General features: G+C 67.5%; 16 protein-coding genes. 8 read left to right on the forward strand and 8 right to left on the reverse strand.

Annotation, left to right across the window (positions count from 1 at the left end; genetic code table 11):
• The first annotated feature begins 9 nt into the window (after positions 1–9).
• The 5 genes from fcl to E5P2_RS20325 all read left to right on the forward strand — a co-directional run bounded on the left by fcl (position 10) and on the right by E5P2_RS20325 (position 5,781).
• Positions 10–975: a GDP-L-fucose synthase gene (gene fcl / locus E5P2_RS20305; RefSeq protein WP_162568887.1), complete on the forward strand. Its 966-nt coding sequence runs from the start codon at positions 10–12 to the stop codon at positions 973–975.
• Positions 976–1,098: 123 nt separating this feature from the next.
• A complete protein-coding gene (locus E5P2_RS20310; protein WP_162568888.1) occupies positions 1,099–1,980 on the forward strand; it encodes a hypothetical protein in 882 nt (293 codons plus the stop codon).
• 49 nt (positions 1,981–2,029) lie between these two features.
• On the forward strand, positions 2,030–3,382 hold the full coding sequence (locus E5P2_RS20315; RefSeq protein WP_232080770.1) for a hypothetical protein: 1,353 nt from the start codon (positions 2,030–2,032) through the stop codon (positions 3,380–3,382).
• Positions 3,383–3,468: 86 nt separating this feature from the next.
• Complete coding sequence (locus tag E5P2_RS20320; protein ID WP_232080771.1) at positions 3,469–4,542, forward strand: glycosyltransferase; 1,074 nt, start codon at positions 3,469–3,471, stop codon at positions 4,540–4,542.
• Between the two features lie 3 nt (positions 4,543–4,545).
• Positions 4,546–5,781 carry a glycosyltransferase WbuB gene (locus E5P2_RS20325; protein WP_162568891.1) on the forward strand — a complete coding sequence of 412 codons (1,236 nt, stop codon included), beginning with the start codon at positions 4,546–4,548 and terminating at the stop codon, positions 5,779–5,781.
• A gap of 83 nt (positions 5,782–5,864) precedes the next feature.
• On the opposite strand, the gene E5P2_RS37805 is transcribed toward E5P2_RS20325, so the two are convergent.
• The 8 genes from E5P2_RS37805 to hemC all read right to left on the reverse strand — a co-directional run bounded on the left by E5P2_RS37805 (position 5,865) and on the right by hemC (position 13,953).
• Complete coding sequence (locus E5P2_RS37805) at positions 5,865–6,911, reverse strand: polysaccharide biosynthesis tyrosine autokinase (RefSeq protein WP_232080772.1); 1,047 nt, start codon at positions 6,909–6,911, stop codon at positions 5,865–5,867.
• Entirely contained in the window at positions 6,908–8,113 is a 1,206-nt protein-coding gene (locus E5P2_RS37810) for a Wzz/FepE/Etk N-terminal domain-containing protein (protein WP_232080773.1), read from the reverse strand. Before E5P2_RS37810 ends, E5P2_RS37805 begins: the two co-directional genes overlap by 4 nt.
• Complete coding sequence (locus E5P2_RS20335; protein WP_332107554.1) at positions 8,110–8,556, reverse strand: low molecular weight protein-tyrosine-phosphatase; 447 nt, start codon at positions 8,554–8,556, stop codon at positions 8,110–8,112. Before E5P2_RS20335 ends, E5P2_RS37810 begins: the two co-directional genes overlap by 4 nt.
• Positions 8,553–9,710, reverse strand: coding sequence for a polysaccharide biosynthesis/export family protein (locus tag E5P2_RS20340; RefSeq protein WP_232080775.1), 1,158 nt, complete (start codon positions 9,708–9,710; stop codon positions 8,553–8,555). Before E5P2_RS20340 ends, E5P2_RS20335 begins: the two co-directional genes overlap by 4 nt.
• 234 nt (positions 9,711–9,944) lie before the next feature.
• Positions 9,945–11,228, reverse strand: coding sequence for a heme biosynthesis HemY N-terminal domain-containing protein (locus E5P2_RS20345; protein WP_162570577.1), 1,284 nt, complete (start codon positions 11,226–11,228; stop codon positions 9,945–9,947).
• Between the two features lie 7 nt (positions 11,229–11,235).
• Positions 11,236–12,315, reverse strand: a complete 1,080-nt coding sequence (locus E5P2_RS20350) for a uroporphyrinogen-III C-methyltransferase (RefSeq protein WP_162568893.1) — start codon at positions 12,313–12,315, stop codon at positions 11,236–11,238.
• Positions 12,312–13,088: a uroporphyrinogen-III synthase gene (locus tag E5P2_RS20355; protein ID WP_162568894.1), complete on the reverse strand. Its 777-nt coding sequence runs from the start codon at positions 13,086–13,088 to the stop codon at positions 12,312–12,314. Before E5P2_RS20355 ends, E5P2_RS20350 begins: the two co-directional genes overlap by 4 nt.
• Position 13,089: 1 nt before the next feature.
• Complete coding sequence (gene hemC / locus E5P2_RS20360) at positions 13,090–13,953, reverse strand: hydroxymethylbilane synthase (RefSeq protein WP_162570578.1); 864 nt, start codon at positions 13,951–13,953, stop codon at positions 13,090–13,092.
• A 137-nt stretch (positions 13,954–14,090) separates the two neighbouring features.
• On the opposite strand from hemC, the gene ppc reads away from it, so the two are divergent.
• From ppc to E5P2_RS20375, 3 genes are all read left to right on the forward strand, one after another.
• On the forward strand, positions 14,091–16,940 hold the full coding sequence (ppc, locus tag E5P2_RS20365; RefSeq protein ID WP_162568895.1) for a phosphoenolpyruvate carboxylase: 2,850 nt from the start codon (positions 14,091–14,093) through the stop codon (positions 16,938–16,940).
• Between the two features lie 151 nt (positions 16,941–17,091).
• Entirely contained in the window at positions 17,092–17,310 is a 219-nt protein-coding gene (locus tag E5P2_RS20370; RefSeq protein WP_162568896.1) for a hypothetical protein, read from the forward strand.
• The gene (locus tag E5P2_RS20375; protein ID WP_162568897.1) at positions 17,307–25,469 is read left to right on the forward strand and encodes a GH36-type glycosyl hydrolase domain-containing protein; all 8,163 of its coding nucleotides are present in this window, start codon (positions 17,307–17,309) and stop codon (positions 25,467–25,469) included. Before E5P2_RS20370 ends, E5P2_RS20375 begins: the two co-directional genes overlap by 4 nt.
• The last annotated feature ends 3 nt before the right edge of the window (positions 25,470–25,472 follow it).

Consider the following 25,472-nt stretch of genomic DNA (forward strand, 5'->3'; position numbering starts at 1 on the left):
GACATTCCAATGAGCGAGTTTCAGAAGCGAATTTTCGTTGCAGGGCATCGCGGCATGGTGGGCAGTGCCATCGTGCGCTGCCTCGAAGCCCGGGGCTACACCAACATCCTCAGCCGTAGCCGCTCCGAACTCGATCTGACCGACCAGGCGCACGTCCGGTCTTTCTTCGCCGAAGAAAGACCGCAAGAGGTCTACGTCGCCGCGGCGAAGGTCGGCGGCATTCATGCCAACAACGCCTATCCGGCAGAGTTCATCTACTCGAATCTGATGGTGGAAGCGAACCTGATCCACGAAGCCTGGCGCACGGGCGTGGAGAAGCTCCTGTTCCTCGGCTCGAGCTGCATCTATCCGCGGCTTGCGGCGCAGCCCATGGCCGAGGATGCGTTGCTCACCGGCAAGCTGGAGCCGACCAACGAGCCCTATGCCGTCGCGAAGATCGCAGGGATCAAGCTCTGCGAGAGCTACAACCGCCAGTACGGGACCGATTTCCGCAGCGTGATGCCAACCAATCTCTATGGCCCGGGCGACAATTACCACCCCGAAAACAGCCATGTGTTGCCTGCCATGATCCGGCGTTTCCACGAAGCCAAGCTGGCCGATGCGCCCTCCGTCGTCATCTGGGGCACGGGATCACCGAAGCGGGAGTTTCTCTACGTCGACGACATGGCAAGCGCATGTGTCCACGTCATGGACCTTCCCCGGGAAACCTATACGGCCCACACCGAGGTCACCATGAGCCACATCAATGTCGGCACAGGCGAAGACCTGTCGATCGCAGATCTCGCGCACTTGGTGAGCGACGTGGTGGGTTATCGTGGCACCATCCGCTGCGATGCCAGCAAGCCGGACGGGGCGCCGCGCAAGCTGCTCGACATCTCCCGGATTCGCAAGCTCGGATGGCAGCCCAGCACGTCGCTGCGCGCAGGCATCGAGCGTGCGTATGAAGACTATTGCAACGAAGTGCTCGTGGCCTGACGGCCTGCCTTTCCGGTCCTGATCCTGCGTATGAACGCTGCGTCCATCTCACTCATTCCACCAGGCTCCGGGGGAGTGCGAGACTATGCGTCCATCCTCGGCAACCGGCTCGGTGCGCCGGCGATGGAGCTGACGCACAGCACCGACGTCGCGTCCCTCTCCGGTGAATTCCTGTTCCTGCATTTCAGCGGCTACGGATTCCAGAAGCGCGGCATCCCGCTGTGGCTGGTCAGCAAGATCCGCAGCCTGCGCACCCGCTTCAAGGCTTTCGGCATTGTCTTTCACGAGCTCTTTGCGACCGGGCCGCCCTGGGGCTCCGCCTTCTGGCTCAGCGGTTGCCAGCGACGCATTGCGCGCGAACTTCTCTCGCTCGCCGATTTCTGGCTCGTCAGCGGGGAAACCTACGCACATTGGCTGCTGAAGCAGGCGCACGACACGCCCCACCGCGTCCTTCCGGTGTTCTCCACCGTCGGAGAGCCGGTGTCGACTGGCACCGAACGCGAGCGCAAGCTTGTCGTCTTCGGTTCCGGCTCCGTTCGAGCCCGTGCCTATGAATGGGCGGACGGCGAGATCTTCCGCTGTGCCCAACGCCACGGCCTCGAGATCCACGATATCGGCACGCCGCTTCCCAAAGGCCCGCTTGCGCAGCGACTGGCGCAGGAAGGCGTCATTGCGCGCGGCATGCTGCCGGCCGAGGAAGTGAGCCTGGCGCTGTCCCGGGCCAGCTACGGCGCACTGGCCTATCCGACACGATTCGTGTCCAAGAGCAGTATCTTCGCCGCCTACTGCGCGCATGGCATTTGCCCTCTTCTGCTTTCGAAAACCTACGACATGCACGACGGCCTGAAAGCCAACGTCCACTATGCGGCGGGCATCGATGCGCTCGATCGCTCGATCGTCGATCCGCGCACGATCGGTGGTCAGGCGCGCCAATGGTATGAGCAGCATGACATCGAGGCCCATGTCGTGGCCTTGAAGACAATGACCACCGAGGTGCGCAGGTGAGCAAGAGCACGAAGCCGGCCGCCGGCGCCCAATCACCCGGTACCCACACATGAACGTGGCCGCAACAACAACCTATCCCCGGGCGCTGAGCAGACCGACGTCGCTCAGCCGCGCCGGGTATCTCTTTCTGGCCGTCTTCCTGCTCGTCGTTTTCGAGGGCGCGGTACGCAAGTGGGTCTCGTCGTCGCAATCGGTATCGCTGTTGCTGGTCCTGGTGCGCGACCTGCTGGCCTTCATTCTGATCATCCAGGCCTGGAAGGGTGGCCACTTCAAGAAAGAAAAGAAGATCGCCGCGATCATGTTCGCGTGGTCCTGTCTGGTGCTCCTGTGGGGTCTCGTGCAACTCGTCGGCGGAGAAAGCTCGCCGATCGTGCTGATCATCGGGATGCGCTTCTGGCTCCTCTATACGTGGTTCGCCGTCGCCGCTGCATGCACGATGAACGAAGCGGACTATCGCGCCGCGATCATGGTGGCCGCCATCATCATGCTCATCCTGGCGCCATTGGCCCTGGTGCAGCATTACTCGCCGCCGGGAGCTCGCATCAACATGCAGCTGGACGGCAACGAGGACGACGTCTTCGTGGTCGTCGCGGGCGTGGTTCGAACCACCGGCACGTTCAGCTTCACGACCGGCTTCGCCAACTTCATGACGCTCGTGGCGCCGATCGTGTTCGGTCTCCTCGGCGCGAAAAAGAGAACGACCTTCCAGTACCTTTTGGCGCTCGCTGTTTTCCTGGCCTTCGGCATAGGCGCCGTGATGAGCGGATCCCGGACGGCGGTGATCTCGTCGGGTGCAATGTTCGGGGCCTACCTGGTCGGCAGACTGCTGTTCTCGAAGATGCGCAACAAGCCGGCGGCGGCGGTCGCCGTCGTCGTCGCGCTGGCATTCACCGCGCTCCTTGCCTACTTCTTCCAGGATGCGATCGACGTCACGCAGACACGTTTCGAACAGGCCTCCGCGGCCGAGGATTTCGGCGGACGCGTTTTCACCGTCCTGTTCGGCGAGTCCATCGCCTACAACCTCATGACGTGGCTGGGCTACGGCATCGGATTCGGCTCGAACCTGGCCACGTTCTTCCGCACCGGTGGAGCCTTCTTCGCGCTCGCCGAATCCGAGGGCGGCCGCATCGTGTTGGAAGGCGGCCTGGTGGGCGTCGTCTTCCTCGCCCTCAAGGCGATCGCGCTCGGCCTCGGCATCGCGAAAAGCGTCAGGATTTCGGCCAGGACGAATTCGCCCTTTCCCCTTCTCGTCTGGCTGACGACAGCCATCGCGCTGCTCACGTGGTCCTCCATCGGGCAATTGACCGCGAACGGACTGCTCGGCGTGATGCTCACCTTCGCTCTCCTGCTCTTCCGGTATCCGAGGCTCGAGATCTTCCCGCCCCGCACCTCGCGACAGTGAGGCTGCTCCACCTCATCCCCTCCGTCGACCCTCGTGGCGGAGGCCCCATCGAGGGCGCGCGTCGAATCCACGACGCCTTGAGTGCCATGGGGCACCATGGCGAGCTGGTGAGCCTGGACAATCCGGACGCCACATTCGTCGCCGACTTTCCGGGCAAGGTGACCGCGCTGGGGCCTTCGGTCGCCGGCTACGGCTACAACTCGCGCCTGGTCCCGTGGCTCAAGGCGCATGCGGGCGACTACGATGCCGTCATCGTCAACGGTCTGTGGCAGTACATCGGATTCGGCGCCTGGCGTGCGCTGCACGATTCACCCACGCCCTACTTCGTCTACAGCCACGGCATGCTCGATCCGTGGTTCAAGCGCCGCTACCCGCTCAAGCACCTGAAGAAGTGGCTTTACTGGCCCTGGGCCGAGTACCGCGTGCTGCGCGACGCGGCCGCCGTGCTCTTCACCTGCGAGGAAGAGCGGCTGCTGGCCCGCGAATCGTTCTGGCTGTATCGCTGCCGCGAGGCGGTCAGTTCGTACGGCACCTCCGCACCACCGCAGAACGCACAAGCCCTGTCCGAGACTTTCCTCTCTGCGTTTCCCGACCTGAGGCAAAAACGCCTGCTCCTCTTTCTCGGCCGCATCCATGAAAAGAAGGGCTGCGACCTGCTGATCGAAGCCTTCGCACGCGTGGCTGCTGCGGCGCCGGAAGTCCAGCTCGTGATGGCCGGGCCGGGCGAAGAAGCCCTGACCCGCCAATTGCAGAGCCGAGCAGCCGCACTGGGCCTTTCTTCGCGCATCACCTGGACCGGCATGCTGGCGGGCGATCTCAAGTGGGGGGCTTTCTACGCCTCGGAGGTGTTCTGCCTGCCGTCGCACCAGGAAAACTTCGGCATCGCCGTCGCCGAAGCCCTGGCCTGCAGCCGGCCGGTCCTGATCAGCAACAAGGTCAACATCTGGCGCGAGATCGAAGAAGATGGCGCAGGCTTCGTCGAGACCGATACGCTGGATGGCACGACGTCGCTGCTGCAACGCTGGCTGGCCTCCACGCCGGCCGAACTCGCTGCGATGCGCATGGCCGCATTGCGTTGCTTCGATCATCGATTCCAGATGGAGCACGTGGCGGAAAAGCTGGTCCGGATCATTCGCGAGCACTCGCCGCTAAGCTCGTGATCCATGAAACTGCTCGTCTACGGCATCAACTTCGCACCAGAGCTCACCGGCATCGGCAAATACACCGGCGAGATGGTGGCATGGCTGGCAGCGCAGGGGCACGACGTGCGCGTCGTGACGGCGCCGCCCTACTACCCTGACTGGGCGGTCTGGCCCGGCTACAGCGCCTCTCGCTACACCACGGAGAACTGGCGCGGAGCCAAAGTGTTGCGCACGCCGCTGTGGGTTCCGCGCAAGGTGAGCGGCGCGAAGCGCCTGCTCCATCTGGCGAGCTTCGCACTGACCAGCGTGCCCGCACTGCTCGCGCAATGGCGCTGGAAGCCGGACGTGGTGTGGGTCACGGAACCGCCGATGTTCTGCACGCCGGCCGCACTGATCTTCGCGCGGCTGCGCTCGGCCAGGGCATGGCTGCACATCCAGGACTACGAAGTGGATGCCGCCTTCGACCTCGGGCTGCTCAAGGGCGCATGGCTGCGCGCACGCGTGGCCTCGATGGAACGCAGCCTGATGCGCCGCTTCGACCGGATTTCCACCATCTCCCAGCGCATGATCGAGCGCGCACGCAGCAAGGGCACCGACGACGCGCGACTGGTGTTCCTTCCCAACTGGGCCGACGTCTCGGCCATCCAGCCGCTCGGCGCCGACAGTCCATACCGCGCCGAACTGGGCATTCGTTCCGATGCGGTGGTGGCGCTCTACTCGGGCAACATGGGCGCCAAGCAGGGCCTGGAACTGTTGGCCGAGATGGCACTGCGGCTGAAGGACCAGCCCGGCCTGGAGTTCGTGTTCTGCGGCAACGGAGCAGGCCGTGCGGAGCTCATGAAGCGCTGCGAAGCGCTGACCAACGTCCGCTTCCTCGATCTTCAACCGGTCGAACGGCTGGGCGATCTGCTTGGACTGGCGGACATCCACCTGCTGCCGCAGCGCGCGGATGCCGCGGACCTGGTGATGCCCTCCAAGCTCACCGGCATGCTGAGCAGCGGCAGGCCCGTGGTGGCCGGTGCGCGCCCCGAAACCGAACTCGGCCAGGTCGCTGCCGAATGCGGCATCGCCGTGGCGCCGGACGACGCACAGGCCTTTGCCGATGCCGTCGTCTCGCTGGCCTCGAACGCCGAACGGCGGCGCGAGCTCGGCATCCGCGCGCGCGCCTATGCGGAGCAGCGTTTCGATCGCAACGCGGTGCTGGCCCAGTTCGAGCGCGACCTGGAAGCCTGCCTGGCCGGCAACTCGCGACGCTGAAAGCGAAACGGCCCGCTGTAGCGGGCCGTTTCGGCAAGGGTGCGAGGCCGGTCGCGACATCGCGTGTCGCCTGGCCCCTTTCTTCACTGCTCTTCGGGCAGGATGCTCTCGTAGTTGTAGTTGGTGTAGCGATAGCGGCCGTACTTGTAGGCAGCGTAGGCGCGACGTCCGACGTTCATGGCGTTGAGCAGCACACCCGTCGCCGCCTTGCCGCTCATGGCCAGCCGGCGCGTGCTTTCCTTGAGTTCACCCATGGTGGAATGATCGACCCGCGCGACCAGCAGCACCGTGCCCGCGTGCGCCGCCACGGTCGACGAATCGGCCGCCACCAGGATCGGCGGCGTGTCGATGACGACCAGGTCGTATTGCTCCGACAGACGCTCCAGCGTGGTCTTGAACGAATCGGACACCAGCAGTTCCGCCGGGTTGGGAGGCAGTTGGCCCGTGGCCAGGAAGTCGAGATTGGGAACCACCTGGCGATGCACCGTCTGCTGCACCGTCAGGCTGCCCGCGATCAATTCCGACAGGCCGCCATGGCGCTGCAGGCCGAAGTACTGGTGCGTATGCCCACGCCGCAGGTCGGCGTCGATCAGCAGCGTGCGCCGTCCGGCAGCCGCCATCAGCGCGGCGAAGTTCGCGGTCACGAAGCTCTTGCCGACGCCGGGTGTCGGGCCCGAGATCATCACGCGGTTGTTGGGCGACTCCAGCATCGCGAACTGCATCGCAGTACGCAGGCTGCGCAGGCTTTCCACGGCACTGTCGTCCGGATTCTCGATCGCCAGCAGGCGCACGCCGGTCGCACCGCTCAGGCGCCGCTTGGCGATGGCCGTCTGCGCGGAACTGAGTGGAATGGTCGAGAAGACCGGCAGGCCGCTGTCGGCCTCGACCTCGTGCGGGTCGCGGATGCGCTGCTCGATGAACGAATTCCTGACGAACGCGACGATGATGCCCAGCAGCAGACCCAGCGCCAACGCGGCCGAGATGATGACCGAGCGCTGCGGCTTGATCGGGGCCTCGGGCAGGATCGCCTCGTCCAGCACACGAACGTTGCCAACTTTGCCTTCCTTCACCAGCCGCAATTGCATCGCATTGTTGAGCAGAGACGAATACAGATCCGTATTCACCTTCACGTCGCGCTCCATGCGCACCGCCTCCTGCGGATCGCAGGCAGGCCCTTGATGCGCATCTGGATGTTGGCGATATCGGTCTTCAGCGTCGCGATCTGGGTGTCGAGGGTCTGGACGCTCGGATGGTTGGCAGTGAATCGGGCCTCGAGTTCGGTCCTGCGCTGCTGCGCTTCGAGCAGCTTCGTCTGGCGATCCACGGCTTGGCCGAGAATCAACGCCGCTTCCTCGTTGAAAGCCACCGTCCCCTTCTGGTTGCGATAGCGGTTGTAGATCTCCTCGGACGCTTCCATCTGCTTCTTGAACTGAGGCAGTTGGACATCGAGGAACGCCAGGGTCTTCTGCGCTTCAGCAGATTTGCGCTCGACGTTCTGCTTGACGTACTGGTCACCCACCGCATTCAGCACGCGCACCAGCTTGTAGGGGTCGCCATCCTGCAGGGAAACGTTGATGATGCCGGAGGCCTTCACGCGCTCAGCCAGATTGAGGCTCGACTGCAGCCCGATGATCGTCGGCAGCTTGGGGTTGCGCACCACATTGAACTGGGCACCCGGCTTGCCAGCCAGTTCGGTGATCAGCAACTCGATCGGCCCGCTCGCGGTGTTCGCCTTCAGCGGCGTTCCCACGGTGCCCGTGATCGCCTGCAGGCCCGGGTATTCGAGCGAATACTGTCCGCCGGCCCTGGCCGTCACCGTGAAAAGCCGGCCTTCCAGCGAAACCGGCACGTCGAAATCCGCCACGGTGATGCGCTCGAGCCCCGACACATAGCCACCGAAGCCCATGAATCCCGGATCGGACAGGCCGGTCGCGCGCCGCGCCATCCAGCCGCCGATATAGGGAACGTAACGCGGACTGGCCGCGATGTAGAGCTTGCTGGCATCCACGGCCTCACCGACGATCCTGCGCGAACGGATGATCTCGATTTCCGCACTGGCCGGCGTCTTGACGTCGACCAATCCACCGGCCTGGCTCAGGATGCTCTTGGAGCCGGTGTCCGGATCCTCGACCTGGATCACCATGTTGGATTCGTAGATCGGCCGTTCGAGGAACGCATAGATGATCCCGATCGCGAACACCACCAGCGTGATGATGGCGATCAGCCACTTGTTCGCGAGCAGGACATCGACGTAGTGCCCGAAGTCGAGGCTGTCCTCCTCCTCCGCGCTCGAAAGGGGAGGGGTCGTTTTGGGAGTGAGAGAGGAATTCATCGACTGGATACTCTTGAAATTCGTTTGACCCATTGCTGCGCACCGTCCTCAATGAGCGCGAGCGAGCGCTGGAAAATGCTGCGATCCGCGCGATACGGGTCGGGCACGTCCTGATCGCTGAACTCGCAAAGACGAAACACCTTGCCGGCGGCGAAAAGATAGCGCTCCTCGATCGCACGTCGCTGCTCGCGGTCCATCACCAGGATCAGATCCGCGCGCTGAACCAGTTCGAGCTCGATCTGGCGCGTCTGATGCTGGCTGATGTCGATGCCCCGCTCGTTCATCAGTTCACAGGCGATCGGGTCGGCTCCCCGGCCGAGCAAAGCGTGCAGTCCCGCCGAACCGACGTCCCGGCCGGGCAAGGCCTCGCGCATCAAGCCTTCGGCCATCGGACTGCGGCAAATGTTTCCTATGCACACAATGAGAACGTTCTGAATGGTCACTGTCCGGCTCGCCGAGTGCTCAGATCGCGGTAAGAGGTCGCGGTCGTCGACGTCGGGAGGATCAGGCTCAGCACACGGTTCCACTGCACCAGCGGGACCGGGTCGACGTAGACCACGTCTTTGGGCCGCAACGCGAAACCTTCCGCCATGGCCAGCGACGTGGGCGTCCGGGCATCGAGGTGGAAGATCGATTGACCACCCTGTGCTTCATTGCGGATCACATAGATCTGGCGCGGGTTCGCGGAAGCCAGGTTGACGCCACCGACTTCGGTCAGCGCGTCGTTCAGACTGAGCTTGCCGTTGCGCATCAGGACGCCGGCCTGCTGGCTGACTTCGCCGAACACCGACACCTTGCGCTCTTCGCGGCTGCGCACGAAGATGAGATCGCCGGACTTCAATGGAATCTGGCTCGGCGCGATGCCGGCGTCGGCCATCGCATTCAGATCGAGCTGCGTCGTCTTGCCGTCGCGCGTAAGCGTGACGGCAGAGCGGTCGCCCGTCGCCAGCACGCCGCCGGCACGGGCCAGCGATTCCGCCAGGGTCATCGGAATGTCGGTGAAGATCTGCAGGCCGCGATTTCCGACATCACCTTCGACGTAGGCGCGCTTGCTGCGAAACGCCTCCACGCGAACGCTGAGCTGCGGCGACTTGAAGACACGGGACAACCGCTGCACCAGCGTGTCCTGCAGCTCCTGGATGGTCATGCCGGCGGCGTTCACCGTTCCCGCGTAGGGAAAGCTCAACTGGCCGGAACCCGAGACGATGTAGCCGGGCGCGGGCGAGATGCTGGCCGGATCGGCCACCGTGGTCGCCGGCGTCGCGCTGAAGACGATCTCGGGATGGTCGTAGACGACGATGCCCACGACGTCACCCGGACCGATCTTGTAGGGCTGCGGCTCGCCGATGAGCGCCATCACGTCCGGACTCAAGGCCCTGGACACGGCCGCGCGCTGCGCACGCAGCAATGCAGGCGTGATCTCGGTGATCGCCCCCGGCGGCGGCGGATCGATGTCGGGGGTCGAGAAACCCGACGGGGAGACTGCCTGGGCCGCATCGCTGCTGGCAGAGCTGAACCCGGGCGCAAGGGGCGCACAGGCCTGCAGCAACAGACTGGTCGAGGCAAATACAGCGACGTGTAATAGAAAACGTTTCAAACCCAACTCCGCGTCGTGACTCTAAATGAATACTTTTGCAAACAGTTACGACTGTACCTCAGGGAACCGAATCACTCAAATTCTTTCTTGGGGTAGATCGTTAGGACGAGCAGAAACACACGGCCGAGGCCAAAAAGAAGTCCTGGAACAATAGCCGCAAGCTCGCCCAACATGCAATGCATCGGTATCTCCTGCTATCAAAAAAATAGCGCCCCGCCCTTTCAGGGCGTAGCCTCAGGGGCTTTCGGTCTGGGCCGCGCGCTTCCAGGCGGCCGACGCCTGATCGGCGTCGTCGCGGGCTTCGGCAAGCTGTGCCAGCGCTTGCCAGGCGCGACGATGCAGGTTGGCATCCTGAAGCCCAAGGCCCGCCTGCGTCAACAACTGTTGCGCCTTGCCCCAGAGCTGACGCTTCATGCAGGCCATGCCGGCCAGATATTGCAGGTTCGGGTCGCGCGGGTTGTTGCGCTGCGCCGATTCGATGCGCGCCAGCCATTCGGCGTCGATCGATTCGAGGCCGGCCTCCAGCGCGCGCACGAGTTTCACGCGCCATGCCTCCCCGAGGCCGTTCGCGTGCTCGACCATGCGCTCCCACACGGGCAGCAGCCAGGCGCGCGCCAGGATGAGATCGCCGCGCAGCACGACCATTCGCTGCGCCGCATGGATCGCCACTTCGGGCATCTCGCGCTCCGGCGTCTCCAGCTCGCTCCAGGCGCGCAGCAATTGGGCCGGATCGTGCGCACCCGACAGCAGCTCCGTCGCGAGCCCTCGCACGATGCTCTGTGCAGCCGATTCCGAAAAAGCGCGATGCTTGGCCAGCAGACGGGCCGTCTCCAGCGCTTCCAGGGTTCGCCGGTCCTGGCGCGCGGCCTTCAGCCGCAGACGCAACGCCAGCGTCCGCCGCTGTGCGCCGAGCGGGAGCTCCTCGAGCCTCGCCAGAGCGGCAGGCGCATCGCGATCGTCGAGCGCCCAGCGCGCTGCGCGCAACTGCACGCCCTCACGGGTTTCGGAGCCGGGCAGCGCGCTGCGACCGGCACTTTCGGTGAGCGCCTGCTGGAGATGGGCATCACGCGCCGCCCTGTCCTGCAAGGCCTGCGCGCTTTCCGCCGCCAGCAGGTGCGAGAGCACGCGTATCTGCTGGGCTTGCGGCAGGTGGGCATCGAGTGCCGCGATCGTGCGCTCCTGCGCCAACGCCGCCTGCGCAGCCTTGCGCGAACGCGAGAAGCGGCCGGCGAGCAATTGCGCCAGCGCGTCGAGCAAGGCGGCGTGCAGGGCCCGCTCCTTCTGCTGCAGGCGCCATTGCCGCGCCTGTCTGGGCAAAGAGAACAGCGCTGACAGGCCGCGCAATGCGAGATGCAGCAGCACGAAGGTGCCCAGCAGGATCAGCAGGACCAGATTCAGCGAGAGATCGACCCGCCAGGGCGGCCAGAAGACGGTGATCGTGCCCTGGTTGTTGCCGGCGAACAGCGCCACCGCCGACGCGATGCCGAAGAGTGCGAGAAACCAGAGTACCGCCCGCATGGTTCGACTAGCGCCCGGCAGCGGCCGTCGCGAGAGCGGCCAGCGTTTCATCGATGCGCGGCGGCTCGCTTGTCTTCATCTGCGCCTGCAGCTGCTGCAGCAGCGTCGCGGCGGCCTGCACGCGACGCGAGGCCGGATCGAAATAGCGGTTGATCGAGGCCGACACGTTGGCCAGTTCGTTGCGTGCCGTGTCGATCTGCCTCGACAGCAGCGCCAGCCGCGCATTGAGCAGCTTGAGCTTGAGGTTCTCGCGCAGGAAAAAGGTCTGGTCCGGCGTCAACAGCACCGCCTCCGGGCGCTCGATCCGTCCGACCCGCAACAGGGAACGCGCCTCGGCCTGGACCATCAGCAGGAAGCGCTGCCACCAGGGCGCATCGGCCGGGATCGGTTCGGGCTGCCATGAATTCAGGCCATCGCCGCGCGTGGCCACCGCATTGAGCGGCGGCAGCTCGTCGATGCCCCGCATCAGCTCGTCGAGCTTCTGGAGCGCTTCGCCGCTGTCGGCACTGGCGCTGCTGCGAAGGCGGTCCGCATCGTGCTGCATCGCGCGTTGCAGGGGTGCCAGCCGCGGCTGCGCGGCGCGCGCGATACGAAGATCCCCGGCCTTGAGCGCCGCCAGCAGCGGCTGAACGTTGCCGGTGACCTGCGCCTGCTGCAGCGCGAGGCGCACGGCCGATTCGATGTCGACCACCAGGTTCTCGTCACGCGAACGCGACAGGCTCTGCATCAGCTCCTCGAGCTGCGCGCGCTGCAGGGCGACTTCGCCGACACGGGTTTCGGTCAGCGCAAGCCGGGCGGCCGTGTCGCGCACCACCTCTTGCGCCTGACGCGCGAGGGTGCGGGCTTCCAGGGACTGCGCCAGCGCATCGGCGCTCTGCCGCGCGAGCTGCTCCTGCATGCCGTTGACCTTCTGCCACAGCGCCAGCCCGATCACAAGCGCCAGCAGTGCAACGATCGCCAGCAGGCCGAATGCGATCCTCGACAGCAGCACGGCGGCCGACGAAGGCACCGTCTGCAGCGGGGCCGGCACCGGCGCACGCACCGCGGGGCCCTGAAGATCGTCGTTCAACACGGAGGCGTCGCTCATTCGAAGGATTCTATCGACGCGACCAGCGATGTCAGCGATGGCCGCGACACCCGCACGGAACCGAAGCCCGCATCCCGCGCAGCCTCGCCGATGCGCGGATGGGTGGCGACGGCGCGTGCCGACGTCCAGTCGATATCGGGCACTGCGCGGCACAGGTTGGCGATCGCCTGCGAGCTGCTGAACAACCAGATCGAATGGCCGTCCATGCTCTCGCCGATCAGCTTCTTCTCAACGTCTCCGAAGATCGGGGTCAGCCGACGGTACGCAGCCACGGCGTCGCAAGTGCCACCGGCCGCCGCGATCTGGCGCGCCAGCCAGTCGCGTCCCTCGGCCTGTCCGGATGCATCGCCGCCGCGCACGACCAGCACGCGCACGCCGGCACGAACCTGCGAGCGCACGCACGCCCACAAGGCTTCGGAATCGAACTGCGCCGCATCGGCGGGCGGCGCGTCGATGGCGGAGGCCGGCACACCCGCGTGCTGCAACGCGCGCGTCGTGCCCGATCCGGTCGCCCAGAAACGCATGCGCAGCGCAGCGGCAGCTTCGGCATACGTATCGAGAAAGAAATACTCGGCCGCGGCAGCGCTCACGAACATCAGCGCGTCGTAGTCGGACAGACACTGCCACGCCGAGCGAAGCGGCGCTGGATCATCGAGCGCGTCGATCACGATCAAGGGCAACGCGATCGCGTCCACCCCCGCCGCGCACAGATCGTCGACCCACCGCGCCGCTTCGCGCGCAGGGCGGGTGACGATCACTCTCGCCGTCGGCATCTCAGTGCGCACCGGCAGCGCGCAGCATCCTCGCAGCATCCTCGCCGAGCGCGGCGGCCTCTGCGAGATCGGCTGCGGCCGCCACCGAGTGCGCTCGCACCAGCGGGGTCGCGCCTTCGGGATCGCCCCAGGCCGCGTCGATGCGCAGGCGGCCGTCGGGCTCCCAGCGCGCATGCGCCGCCAGCGGCATCGAGCAACTGCCGCCCATGGCACGGCTGACGGCACGCTCGGCTGCGGTGGCCAATCCATCGGCCCGGTGCGAGAGCGGCTGCAGCGACGCGATCAGGTCATGGCGGTCCGCACGCACCTCGATGCCGAGCGCGCCCTGCCCTGCCGCGGGCAACATCACATCCGGCTCGAAGGCCATGCGGATGCGGCTTTCGAGACCAAGCCGCTTGAGCCCTGCGACGGCCAGCACGATCGCGTCGTAATGTCCCTCGTCGAGCTTGCGCAGCCGCGTGTCGAGATTGCCGCGCAAGGGTTCGATGCGCAGATCCGGCCGCAGCGCGCGCAGCAGCACCACGCGGCGCAGACTCGACGTGCCCACCACGGCGCCTTGCGGCAATTCGTCGAGCGATGCGTAGCGCGGCGAGACGAGTGCATCGCGCGGATCCTCGCGTTCCAGCACGCAGGCCAGCGCGAAGCCCTCGGGCAGGTCCATCGGCACGTCCTTGAGCGAATGGACCGCGATGTCGGCGTGTCCCTGCTCGAGCGCGAGTTCGAGCTCCTTGACGAACAGGCCCTTGCCGCCGACCTTGCTGAGCGAACGGTCGAGGATCTGATCGCCCTGCGTGGTCATGCCGAGCAGACGGACCCCGTGACCCTGTTGCTGCAGCAGCGCCTTGACGTGCTCGGCCTGCCACATGGCCAGGCGGCTTTCGCGCGTGGCGATCACGATGTTGCTCACAGCCGTTTTCCAATGATGAAGAGAAGCTGAGGGATGCTAGCATGCTGCGGCGCAGCAACGATGCCACCGCTCACCCCGACGAGGAGAAGTTTCGAATGAAGAAGAAGACGAGCCCCGCACCCGCCGTGTCGAAGCGGCGGCACAGCGAAGACCAGCCGCTGATCGACGACATTCGCCTGCTCGGCCGCATCCTCGGCGATGTGATCCGCGAGCAGGAGGGCGAGGACACCTATGCGCTGGTCGAAAAGATCCGCACCCTCTCGGTCGCGTTCCGCCGCGATGCCGACCACGCTGCCGATCGCGCGCTCAAGACGCTGCTCAAGGGCCTGAGCGCCGCCGAGACGGTGCGCGTGATCCGCGCCTTCACCTACTTCAGCCACCTGGCCAACCTGGCCGAGGACCGCCACCAGATCCGTCGCCGCACCGAGGCCGAGCGCGGCGGCGAGAGCGCCGAGGGCAGCCTGCAGACCGCGCTCGCGCGCATCCGCAAGGCGGGCATCACGCAAGAGGCCGTGGTCGAGTCGCTCGCGCACAGCTACGTGTCGCCGGTGCTCACCGCGCACCCGACCGAGGTCCAGCGCAAGAGCATCCTCGATGCCGAGCGCGCCATCGCGCAGCTGCTCGCGGCACGCGATGAAATCCAGTGGCGCCAGCAGGCCTTCGCGGGCGGCAAGGACGCGCTGACGCCACTGGAATATGCGGACAACGAAACGCAGATGCGCACGCGCGTCACGCAACTCTGGCAGACGCGGCTCTTGCGCTTTTCCAAGCTCACCGTCGCCGACGAAATCGAGAATGCGCTGAGCTATTACGAAGCCACCTTCCTGCGCGAGATTCCGCGCGTCTATGCCGACCTCGAAAAAGCGCTCGGCCAGAACGGCACGGCGCCTTCGGTCGCATCCTTCCTGCGCATGGGCCAATGGATCGGTGGCGACCGCGACGGCAACCCGAACGTGACCGCCGACACGCTCAACTACGCGCTGCGCCGCCAGGCCGAACTGGTGCTGCGCCACTACCTGACCGAGGTCCATTACCTCGGCGGCGAGCTGTCGCTGTCGGCCACGCTGATCGACGTCTCGGTCGAGATGCAGGCGCTGGCCGAGCGCTCGCCGGACAAGAACGAGCACCGCGTCGACGAGCCCTACCGCCGCGCGCTGACCGGCATCTACGCGCGGCTGGCGGCCACGCTGCGCGAGCTCACCGGCGGCGAGGCCGCGCGCCACGCCGTCGCACCGCAGAACCCCTATGTCCATGCCGAAGAATTCCTCGCCGACCTGCTTACCATCGAGGAGTCGCTCGCCGACAAGCACGGCGCGGTGCTGGTCACGCCGCGCCTCGGCCCGCTGATCCGCGCGGTCGAGGTGTTCGGCTTCCACCTCGCCACCGTCGACCTGCGGCAGAGCTCGGACAAGCACGAGGCCGTGGTGGCCGAACTGCTCGCCACCGCCCGCATCGAACCTGATTACGCGGCGCTGGCCGAGGACGCCAAGCAGACGCTGCTGCTGCGCCTGCTCGACGACGCGCGGCCGCTGCGCGTGCCGGATGCCGGCTACTCGCCGCTGGCGCAGAGCGAACTCGCGATCTTCGCTGCCGCGCGCACCGCCCGTGCGCGCTACGGCGCGGCGGCCATCCGCCACTACATCATCAGCCACACCGAAACCGTCAGCGATCTGCTGGAAGCGCTGCTGCTGCAGAAGGAAGTCGGCCTCCTGCGCGGCACGCTCGAGCACAACGCCACGGCCGACCTGATCGTGGTGCCGCTGTTCGAGACCATCGAGGATCTGCGCAACGCGGCGCCGATCATGCGGGCCTTCTATGCGCTGCCCGGCATCCATGCGCTGCTGCAGCGCTCGGGTGCGGAGCAGGACGTGATGCTCGGCTACAGCGACAGCAACAAGGACGGCGGCATCTTCACCAGCAACTGGGAACTCTACCGCGCCGGCCTGGCGCTGGTGGCGATGTTCGATGAGCTCAACGCGCAATCCGGCGTGCCGATCCGCCTGCGCATGTTCCACGGCCGCGGCGGCACCGTCGGTCGCGGCGGCGGCCCGAGCTACCAGGCCATCCTCGCGCAGCCGCCGGGCACGGTGCGCGGACAAATCCGCCTCACCGAGCAGGGCGAAGTCATCGGCTCCAAATACGCCAACCGCGAGATCGGCCGGCGCAATCTCGAGACGCTGGTCGCTGCCACGCTCGAAGCCACGCTTTTGCCGGCGACCAAGGCCGCGCCGGCCACCTTCACCGCCGCCGCGGCCGAACTCTCTGCCGCCAGCATGGCGGCCTACCGCGCGCTGGTCTACGAGACGCCCGGCTTCGGCGACTACTTCTTCAGCGCGACGCCGATCCGCGAGATCGCCGAACTCAACATCGGTTCGCGGCCTGCCTCGCGCAACCCGAGCCGGAGCATCGACGACCTGCGTGCCGTCCCCTGGAGTTTCAGCTGGGGGCAGTGCCGTCTCACGCTGCCCGGCTGGTACGGCTTCGGGTCCGCGATCGAAAGCTTCCTGGCCACGGACGGCAGCGCTGCGGCGCGCAAGGAACGCCAGGCCCTGTTGCAGCGCATGTATGCGCAGTGGCCCTTCTTCCGCACACTGCTGTCGAACATGGACATGGTGCTCGCCAAGAGCGACCTCGCGCTGGCCTCGCGCTACGCGGAACTGGTGGCCGACCGCAAGCTGCGCCAGAAGGTGTTCGCGATGATCGAGGCCGAATGGCATCGCACCTCCGATGCGCTGACGCTGATCACAGGCGCCAAGCAGCGCCTGGAAGGCAACGCCGACATGCAGCGCTCGATCCGCTACCGCTTCCCGTACATCGATCCGTTGCACCATCTGCAGGTCGAGCTGATGCGGCGCTACCGTGCCGGACAGGACGAGGATCGGCTGCAGCGCGGCATCCACATGTCCATCAACGGCGTCGCGGCCGGGCTGCGCAACACCGGTTGACGCGCGGCGCGCGCACGTTGTGCGCGCTCTCCTACGTGAACAGGCGGCGAAGGCGACGGGGGGCCGGCTGGATAGGGAGTACCCTGTCCTCCACGTTCTCAGCTCTCGCAATCGCGCGGCGGCTTCAAAGGTCGTTCACAGGAATCCCGCCATGTCTTCCCCGCAATCGCTTGCCCATTCCCACATCGACTTCGTCACCGGCGATTTCGAAGCGCTTGCCTCCCACATGCGACATTGCGCCAGCGCACAGGGCCGGTGGTTTTCCGTCAGGAGCCATTTGCAACGGGTGCGCTCGGTCGCCGCCGGCCGCATCGTGACCATGGCCTGCGTGGCCGTGGTGCTCGGCATCGGACTGTTCGCAATCGCTTGAGCGCCGCGGCGGTCGTCGACCGGCTCGATTCGCTCACACAGTACGCGCGCAAGCTTCTCCTCGGCCCCCACGAGCCGGTCGAGCCTCCCATCCGGGCCGAGCTGTTCGGCGCCCAGCGCTTCGAACAGCATGGCCATAGCCTGGCGCGTGCCCAGGCCATTCAGAGCGAGGCCTCGCGCGGCGACGCCACGCCTTTCTTTCCGCGCGTCGACAAGAACCTCGAGTCGCTGCGCCAGGCCTTCGACTACATCGCGCTCACCTCCCGCAGCGGCCGCTACGTCGCGCCGGCAGCCGAGTGGCTGCTCGACAACTTCCACCTCGTCGAAGCGCAGCTGCAGCAGATCCGCGAAGGCGTGCCGCGCAGCTATTACGCGCGACTGCCCAAGCTCGCCGCGCCGCCGCTGGCAGGGCTGCCGCGCGTCTACGGCATCGCGTGGGCCTACGTCGCGCACACGGACAGCGTGCTGAACAAGGAGCTGTTCACCGCCTTCCTCAATGCCTACCAGGACATCGACGAACTCACGCTCGGCGAGCTGTGGGCGCTGCCGACGACCTTGCGCGTCGTGCTGCTCGAGAACCTGCGGCGCGTGGCCGAAAGCATCGCCGAGAGCAAGGTGGCGCGCGAAGTCGCGCATGCGGTCTGGGACGCGGCCGAAACGCTGTCGACGCAGGACCTCGACGTGCTCTACCGCGCGCTCCAGAGCCGCGGCATGCAGGAAAGCTACCTCACGCAGCTGTGGCAGCGCGTGCCCGTCGAGCACGACGAAAAGGTCGCGCCCCTGGTGAAGTGGACCGAGCAGCACTGCCCGAACGGCCCCGCATTGATCGGCGATGCGCAGACCGCGCAGGCCGCGGCCAACCTCACCGTCGGCAACATCATCACGACCCTGCGCATGGTCGGGCAGGTCGAATGGGCCGACCTGATCGAGCCGGTCAGCCGCTCGCTGCGCGTGCTGCGCGAACTGCCGAGCTTCGGCCGCGAAAGCGAACTCACGCGCCAGCAGATCACCCACGCGATGGAACAGATCGCGCGCACCAGCCGCCAGCCGGAGCGCGAGGTCGCGCAGACCGTGGTGCGTCTGGCGCTCGACGCGGCCAGTCTCGCACCGGCCGAGGAAGACGACGAAACCCGCTGGTCGCGCGCCGAACGCACCGCGGGCTACTACCTCTTCGGGCAGGGACGCCCGGCGCTGGCCGCGGCGCTGAATCCGCGACGCGGCGCGAAGGCGGCCGCGCTGCCCCGTGCCGGCGCCGCGCGCGACTGGCGCCTGCCGCTCTATGCCTTCGTCATCGTCGCCAGCACCGCGCTGCTGCTGGTGGCCGCCGTGCACGGCCTCGACCGCAACGGCTGGCCCGATGCGCGATGGACTGCGGTGGTCGCGCTGTTCCTGGTTGCCTGGCCGCTGTCCGAAGCGGTGATGGCGCTGGTGCACCGCATCGTCGCCGAGTCGGTGCGCGTGCGGCGACTGCCTCGGCTCGAGTTCGCGGCCGGCATTCCGCAAGCCCATCGCGTCCTGGTCGTCATTCCCTCGTTCCTGAGTTCGGTCGAGGCCAATGCCGAGCTCGTGCACCGCCTCGAGCTGCACTGGCTGGCCAACCGCGAAGACCATGCGCAGTTCGCGCTGCTGACCGACTGGGCCGATGCACGGCTGGCATCGATGCCCGGCGACGCGGCCTTGCTCGACGATGCGCTGCAACGCATCGCCGTGCTCAACCAGACCTATCCGGCATCCGATGCCGCGACCCCGCGCTTCGTGCTGCTGCACCGTCCGCGGACCTGGTCCGAGACCGAGCAGCGGTGGATGGGATGGGAACGCAAGCGCGGCAAGATCGAAATGCTGCTGCGCCTGCTGGCCGCGGGCGACGCGAGCGGATTTCTTCCGATGGCGCCGGGCCTGCGCCTGGCTGCGCGCATCCCTTACGTGATGACGCTCGACGGCGATACCGGCCTGCCGCCGGGCGCGCTGCGCGAGCTCGTCGCCGTGGCAGCCCACCCGCTGAATGCACCGCAGATCGACGCCGCCAGCCGCCGCGTGGTCGCGGGCTTCGGCATCTTTCAGCCGCGCATCGCCACCCCCTTTCCGCAACGCAGCGAACGCTCGTTCTTCCACTGGCTGTTCGCGGGCCAGTGCGGATTCGACCCCTACAGCAGCAGCGCGTCCGACATCTACCAGGACGTGTTCGGCACCGGCTCCTTCACCGGCAAGGGCCTGCTCAACGTGGAGGCCGTCCACGCGACGCTCGACCGCCGCCTGCCCGATGGCGCGGTGCTCAGCCACGACCTGCTCGAAGGCACGGTCGCGCGCTGCGCCGTGGTGAGCGACCTGGTGCTGATCGAGGACCATCCGCACCATGCCGGCGTCGCCGCGTCGCGCGTGCACCGATGGACACGCGGCGACTGGCAGCTGCTGCCGTTGATGCTGCGCGCGCGGCGCTACGGCATCGATGCGCTGGGCCTCTGGAAGATGGGCGACAACCTGCGCCGCGCCATGGTGGTGCCGGCATCGACCGCGCTGCTGGCCTGGGTGGTCTTCACGGATTCGTTTCCGCTGCCCTGGGCCTTCGCCGCCGTCGCCGCGGCGCTCGTGCTGGGGCCGCTGCTCGGCGCGCTCGCGGGACTGGTGCCGACCCGGCGCTCGATCGAACTGCGCCACTTCTTCGATGTCGGCTCGACCGAGCTGCTGCGTGCGCTCGCCGGCGCCGCATGGCGTTTCGTGCGGCTTGCCGCCCAGACGCGGCAGCTGCTCGACGCCACGGCGCGCGCCGCATGGCGGCTGGCGGTGAGCCGCCGGCATCTGCTGGAATGGACGACCGCCGCCGAAGCGCAGGCGAAGGCCCGGTACGAGCTGGCGCCCTTCATCCGCCGCGGCGCGCTCACGAGCGGCCTCTGCGTGCTGCTGGCGCTGGCTGCGTCGTTGAGCCCGCATCCCTGGGTCGGCGCTCTTCTCTTCCTGCTCTGGGCGCTGTCGCCCTTCGTCGCCTGGTGGAGCAGCCGCGTGCCGGCCGCGACCGAGGGCGCGCTCGACCCCGGCCATCGCGCCTATCTCGAGCAGGTCGCGCGCGACACCTGGCATTTCTTCGAGCATGTCGTCGGCCCGGAGGACAACCACCTGCCGCCCGACAACCTGCAGCTCGAGCCCGAGCCCACGGTCGCGCACCGCACCTCGCCCACCAACATCGGCATGTACCTGCTGGCGTGCTGCTGCGCGCGCGAGTTCGGATGGATCGACACGCACGCGCTCGCCGCGCGGCTCACGGCCACGCTCGACACCGTCGACCGCCTCGACAAGCACCAGGGCCATCTCTTCAACTGGTACGACACGCAGTCGCTCAAGATGCTGCCGCCGGCCTATGTGTCCAGCGTCGACAGCGGCAACCTGGCCGGCCACCTGGTCGCGGTGGCACAGGCCTGCCGCGACTTCGATGCCGAAAGCCCGCCGGGCACGGCGCTCGAAACCCTCGCGCGGCGCTGCGAGGCCTTGTGCGCCGGCATGGATTTCCGCGGCCTCTACGACGCCAAGCGCCACCTCTTCCACATCGGCCTGCGGGTCGAGGACAACGTGCTCGACGCGAGCTACTACGACCTGCTCGCTTCGGAATCGCGCCTGCTGAGCTTCCTTGCGATCGCCAAGGGCGACGTGCCGCTGCGCCACTGGATGGCGCTGGGGCGGCCCTTCCTGTCCGTGGGCGTGAAGCCGGGGCTCAAGTCCTGGTCGGGTTCGATGTTCGAGTACCTGATGCCGGCGCTGGTGATGGCCGAGCCCGAAGGCGGTTTGCTGCAGGTCGCGAACCTGGCCGCGATCATCGAGCAGCAGGCCTTCGCCACCGTGCAGGATCTGCCTTGGGGCGTCTCCGAGTCGGCCTATTTCGCACGCGACCATTCGCTCGCCTACCAGTACTCGCCCTTCGGCGTGCCGCGACTGGCCCTGCGCCGCACGCCGCCGACCGACCGCGTGGTCGCGCCCTACGCCACCGCGATGGCGACGCTGCTGGCGCCCGACGATGCGGTGATCAACCTGAAGCTGCTCGAATCGCTCGGCGCGCGCGGCGACTTCGGTTTCTTCGACGCGATCGATTTCACCGTCTCGCGCCAACCGGAGGGCCAGCCCTTCACCGTGGTGCGCAACGTGATGGCGCATCACCACGGCATGTCGCTGGTGGCGCTGTGCAACGCGGTCTGCGACGACGCGCCGCGCCGCTGGTTCGGCAGCTCGCCATTGGTGCAGGCGCACGACGCGCTGCTGCACGAGCGCACGCCGCGCCAGATCATCGGCAGCGCCGATCCGCGCACGCCGCCCGAGCCGGCCACCGGCGAGGCGGCGCCCGTGTTCCAGCCGCGCGTGGTCGATCCGATGGCGCCGGCCTTCCAGCCCACGCACTTGCTGTCGAACGGCAGCTACACCGTCGCGCTGCGCGCCAACGGTGCGGGCGTGAGCCGCTGGCGCGCCTTCAACATCAGCCGCTGGCGCGACGATCCGCTGCGCGACGGCTACGGCACCTTCCTCTACGTGCGCGACGTGCAGAGCGGCGCGCTCACCTCGCTGACCGCGCTGCCCGCGCCGGGCGAGGGCTGGCGCTACCGGGCCCGCTTCCTGGCCGACCAGGTGCAGTTCGACGCCAGCGGACCCGAGCTGCAGGCGCGCACCACCGTGCTCATCAGCCCGGAAGACGACACCGAGCTGCGCACCGTCGCGCTGCACAACAGCGGCAGCGAGACGCGCACGCTGGAGCTCATCTCGTACTTCGAGCCCGTGCTGTCGAATCCGAAGGCCGACGAGTCGCATCCGGCCTTCGCCAACATGTTCATCAAGTCGCGCTGGGAGCCCGGCTGGCGCGCGCTGCTGATGTGGCGCAAGCCGCGGCTGCATGGCGATCCGGTGGTGGCCGCGGCGCATTTCGTCGCCTCGGCCGATGCAGAGGTGCTGTCGGTCGACTGCATGGTCGACCGGCGCGCCTTCGTCGGCCGCAACCGCTCGCTCGCCGCGCCGGCGCTCGATGCGCAACCGATGGCCGCCGACGGCACGCCGGTGACCGGGCTCGATCCGATCGCCTCGCTGCGGGTGCGTCTCTCGATCGCGCCCGGCGCCACCGCGCGCGTGACCTTCGCGACCGCGGCCGACGACAACATCGACGACCTGATGCCCTGCATCGACCGCTACCTGCAGCCGATGCACGTCGAGCGCGCAATGCGCATGGCGGCCACGCTCGCACAGGTGCGCCTGCGCGACCTCAGCATCGACCCGGCCAAGAACCTGGCGCTGCAGGACCTGACCACCATCCTCACTTACACCACGCCGCGCGTGATGAAGGACCGCGGCCTGATCGACCTGCGGCAGATCTGGCGCTTCGGCATTTCGGGCGACAAGCCGATCGTGCTGGTCTACATCCATTCGCTGGCCGGCAAGGGGCTGGTCGACACCCTGCTGCGCGCGCAGCCGTGGTGGGGCTTCGGCGGCGTGGCCTGCGACCTGGTGGTGCTCAACGGCGAGCCCAACTCCTACCTGATGCCGCTGCAGCGCGAGATCGAAGCCCTGCGCGACCGGGTGGCGAACCAGACCCAGAACAGTTTCCCGCGCAACGATGCGGCCGGCTTCTATCTGCTGCGCGATCAGGAAGTCGCACCCTCGGAGAAGGCAGCGCTGTCGAGCCTGGCCCGCGCGGTCTTCACCGCGGACGGGCGGGCGCTCGAAGTGCAGGTGGCAGCGCTGCGGGACGCCGCCACCGGTCCGACGGATGACGAGATCGGGCCGCGCGTCGCGCTCTCGGTGCTGCCGTCCGCGGCGCAGGCGGCCGGGCCGGTGACGGCACCGCAGGGCGACTTCGATGCCGACAGCGGCGAGTTCCGTTTCGAGGTGGACCTGAGCCGCCGCACCGCCAGGCCCTGGATCAACGTGATCGCCGCCAACGCGTCCTTCGGCTTCCAGATTTCCGAATCCGGCACCGGCTACACCTGGGCGGCGAACAGCCGCCTGCACCAGTTGACACCATGGTCCAACGATCCGGTGCAGGACCCGGCCTTCGAGCACTACCTGCTGCAGGACCTCGACTCGCGCGAGCTGCTGCCGCTGACGCCGGCCGGCCGCGGCGGCACAGGCGCGGACACGCACCGCGTGCGCCATGGCCAAGGCTACACGGTCTTCGAATGCCGGCACGGCAGCATGATGCTGGAGACCACCTTCTTCGCCGATCGCGACGAGCGCATGAAGCTGGTGCAAGTGAAGGTCCGCAATCAGGGCACGGGCCCACGCCGCCTGCGCGCGCTGGCGATGGTCGAGTGGCAGCTCGGCGCGGCCCGCGGCGAACGCCGCACCGTGCACACGTGGAAGCCCGAAGACCTGCCGGCGGCGTTCGGCCAGCAGCGCGAGTCGAGCGCCGGCTTCGGCGGCAGCACGGCCTTCGTGATGCTCGCGGGCCTGAAGGGCGCGACGCAATGGACCTGCGACCGCAGCGAATTTTTCTCCGGCCGCGGCGCGATCGAATGGCCCGAGCTGCTGCTGCAGCGCGCCGGCAGCGGCCTCGATGCCTGCGCCGCCGTGGCCGGCGAACTCGCGCTCGCGCCCGGCGAGAGCGCCAGCTTCGCCTTCATGCTGGGCCATGCGGACGATGCCGAAGCCGCGATGCAGCTGGCGCGCCGCTGGCAGCAGCGCGACGTGCCGCAGGCGCTGGCACAGGCGCGCGGCTTCTGGGACGAACTGCTCGGCCGTCTGCAGGTGCGCACGCCCGATCCGCTCTTCGATGCGCTGGTGAACCGCTGGCTCGTCTACCAGACGCTGGCCTGCAGGCTCTGGTCCAAGGCCGGCTTCTACCAGGCCGGCGGCGCCTTCGGCTTTCGCGATCAATTGCAGGACGCGATGGCCTTCGCGCTCACCGACCCGGCACGGCTGCGCGAGCAGATCCTCGTCAATGCGGCGCGCCAGTTTCCCGAAGGCGATGTGCAGCACTGGTGGCACATGCCCGGCGGCAACGGCGTGCGCACGCATTTCTCCGACGATCTGCTGTGGCTGCCCTACGCGTCGTCGCACTATGTCGAGGTGAGCGGTGACCGATCGGTGCTCGACGAGGTCGTGCCTTTCATCGAAGGCCCCGCGATTCCCGCTGGCGCCGAGGACGCCTACTACGCGCCGCAAATCAGCGGCCGCACCGCCACCGTGTACGAACATGGCGCGCGCGCCATCGATCGCAGCCTCGCGACCGGCGCGCACGGCCTGCCGCTGATGGGCACCGGCGACTGGAACGACGGCATGAACCGCGTCGGCAACGAAGGCCGCGGCGAATCGGTCTGGCTCGCGTGGTTCCTGTGCAGCGTGGTCGAGCGCTTCGCCCCGATCGCCGAAGTGCGCGGCGAGCGCGAACGCGCCCAGCGCTGGCAGTCGGCGCGCAAGGGCTGGATCGCGGCGCTGCACGCTGCCGGCTGGGACGGTGCGTGGTTCCGCCGCGCCTTCTTCGACAACGGCGCGCCGCTCGGCTCGTCGGCCAACGACGAGTGCCGCATCGACCTGATCGCGCAGGCCTGGTCGGTGCTTTCGGGCGCTTCGGACGACGCGCACACGACGCCGGCGCTGGCCTCGATGAAGCAGCAGCTGCACGACGAGCCCGCCGGCCTGTTGCGCCTGCTGCATCCGCCGCTGGCCCACTCGTCCAACAACCCGGGCTACATCCAGGCCTACCCGCCGGGCGTGCGCGAGAACGGCGGCCAGTATTCGCATGCCGCGGTGTGGGGCCTGATGGCGCAGGCGCTGCATGGCGACATCGAGGGCGCGTGGCAGAGCTTCGAAGGCCTGAGCCCCGCGCATCGCGCGCGCGATGCGGTGCGTGGGCCGGCCTACGAGATCGAGCCCTACGTGATGGCGGGCGACGTGTATGGCGCCGCACCGTATGTCGGGCGCGGCGGCTGGAGCTGGTACACCGGCTCGGCCGCCTGGATGCATCGCGCCGCCATCGAGACCCTGCTCGGCCTGACGGTGCGCGGCGAGCGCCTCTCGCTGACGCCGCGCGTGCCGGCGCACTGGCCGGGCTTCGAGATCACGCTGAAGCTGGCCGGCCGCGAACTGACGATCCGGCATGGCGCCGCAGTGACGCCGCCGACGCACCATGCGGGCATCGGCGAATGGGTGGTATGGCGCACCCTGCCGGACAAGGCCGTGCTGCAGGTGGGCTGAGGA

This window comes from Variovorax sp. SRS16 (assembly GCF_901827165.1).
Taxonomy (GTDB): Bacteria; Pseudomonadota; Gammaproteobacteria; order Burkholderiales; family Burkholderiaceae_C; genus Variovorax.

Bases quoted from the DNA above. Each gene is read 5' to 3' on its own strand.
- hemC (WP_162570578.1), bottom strand. From the start codon at position 13,953: ATGTGGCAGGCCGAGCACGTCAAGGCGCTGCTGCAGCAACAGGGTCAC.
- E5P2_RS37810 (WP_232080773.1), bottom strand. From the start codon at position 8,113: ATGAATTCCTCTCTCACTCCCAAAACGACCCCTCCCCTTTCGAGCGCG.
- E5P2_RS20355 (WP_162568894.1), bottom strand. From the start codon at position 13,088: ATGCCGACGGCGAGAGTGATCGTCACCCGCCCTGCGCGCGAAGCGGCG.
- E5P2_RS20315 (WP_232080770.1), top strand. From the start codon at position 2,030: ATGAACGTGGCCGCAACAACAACCTATCCCCGGGCGCTGAGCAGACCG.
- E5P2_RS20370 (WP_162568896.1), top strand. From the start codon at position 17,092: ATGTCTTCCCCGCAATCGCTTGCCCATTCCCACATCGACTTCGTCACC.
- E5P2_RS20320 (WP_232080771.1), top strand. From the start codon at position 3,469: ATGGGGCACCATGGCGAGCTGGTGAGCCTGGACAATCCGGACGCCACA.
- E5P2_RS20345 (WP_162570577.1), bottom strand. From the start codon at position 11,228: ATGCGGGCGGTACTCTGGTTTCTCGCACTCTTCGGCATCGCGTCGGCG.
- E5P2_RS20325 (WP_162568891.1), top strand. From the start codon at position 4,546: ATGAAACTGCTCGTCTACGGCATCAACTTCGCACCAGAGCTCACCGGC.
- fcl (WP_162568887.1), top strand. From the start codon at position 10: ATGAGCGAGTTTCAGAAGCGAATTTTCGTTGCAGGGCATCGCGGCATG.
- ppc (WP_162568895.1), top strand. From the start codon at position 14,091: ATGAAGAAGAAGACGAGCCCCGCACCCGCCGTGTCGAAGCGGCGGCAC.
- E5P2_RS20310 (WP_162568888.1), top strand. From the start codon at position 1,099: ATGGAGCTGACGCACAGCACCGACGTCGCGTCCCTCTCCGGTGAATTC.
- E5P2_RS20350 (WP_162568893.1), bottom strand. From the start codon at position 12,315: ATGAGCGACGCCTCCGTGTTGAACGACGATCTTCAGGGCCCCGCGGTG.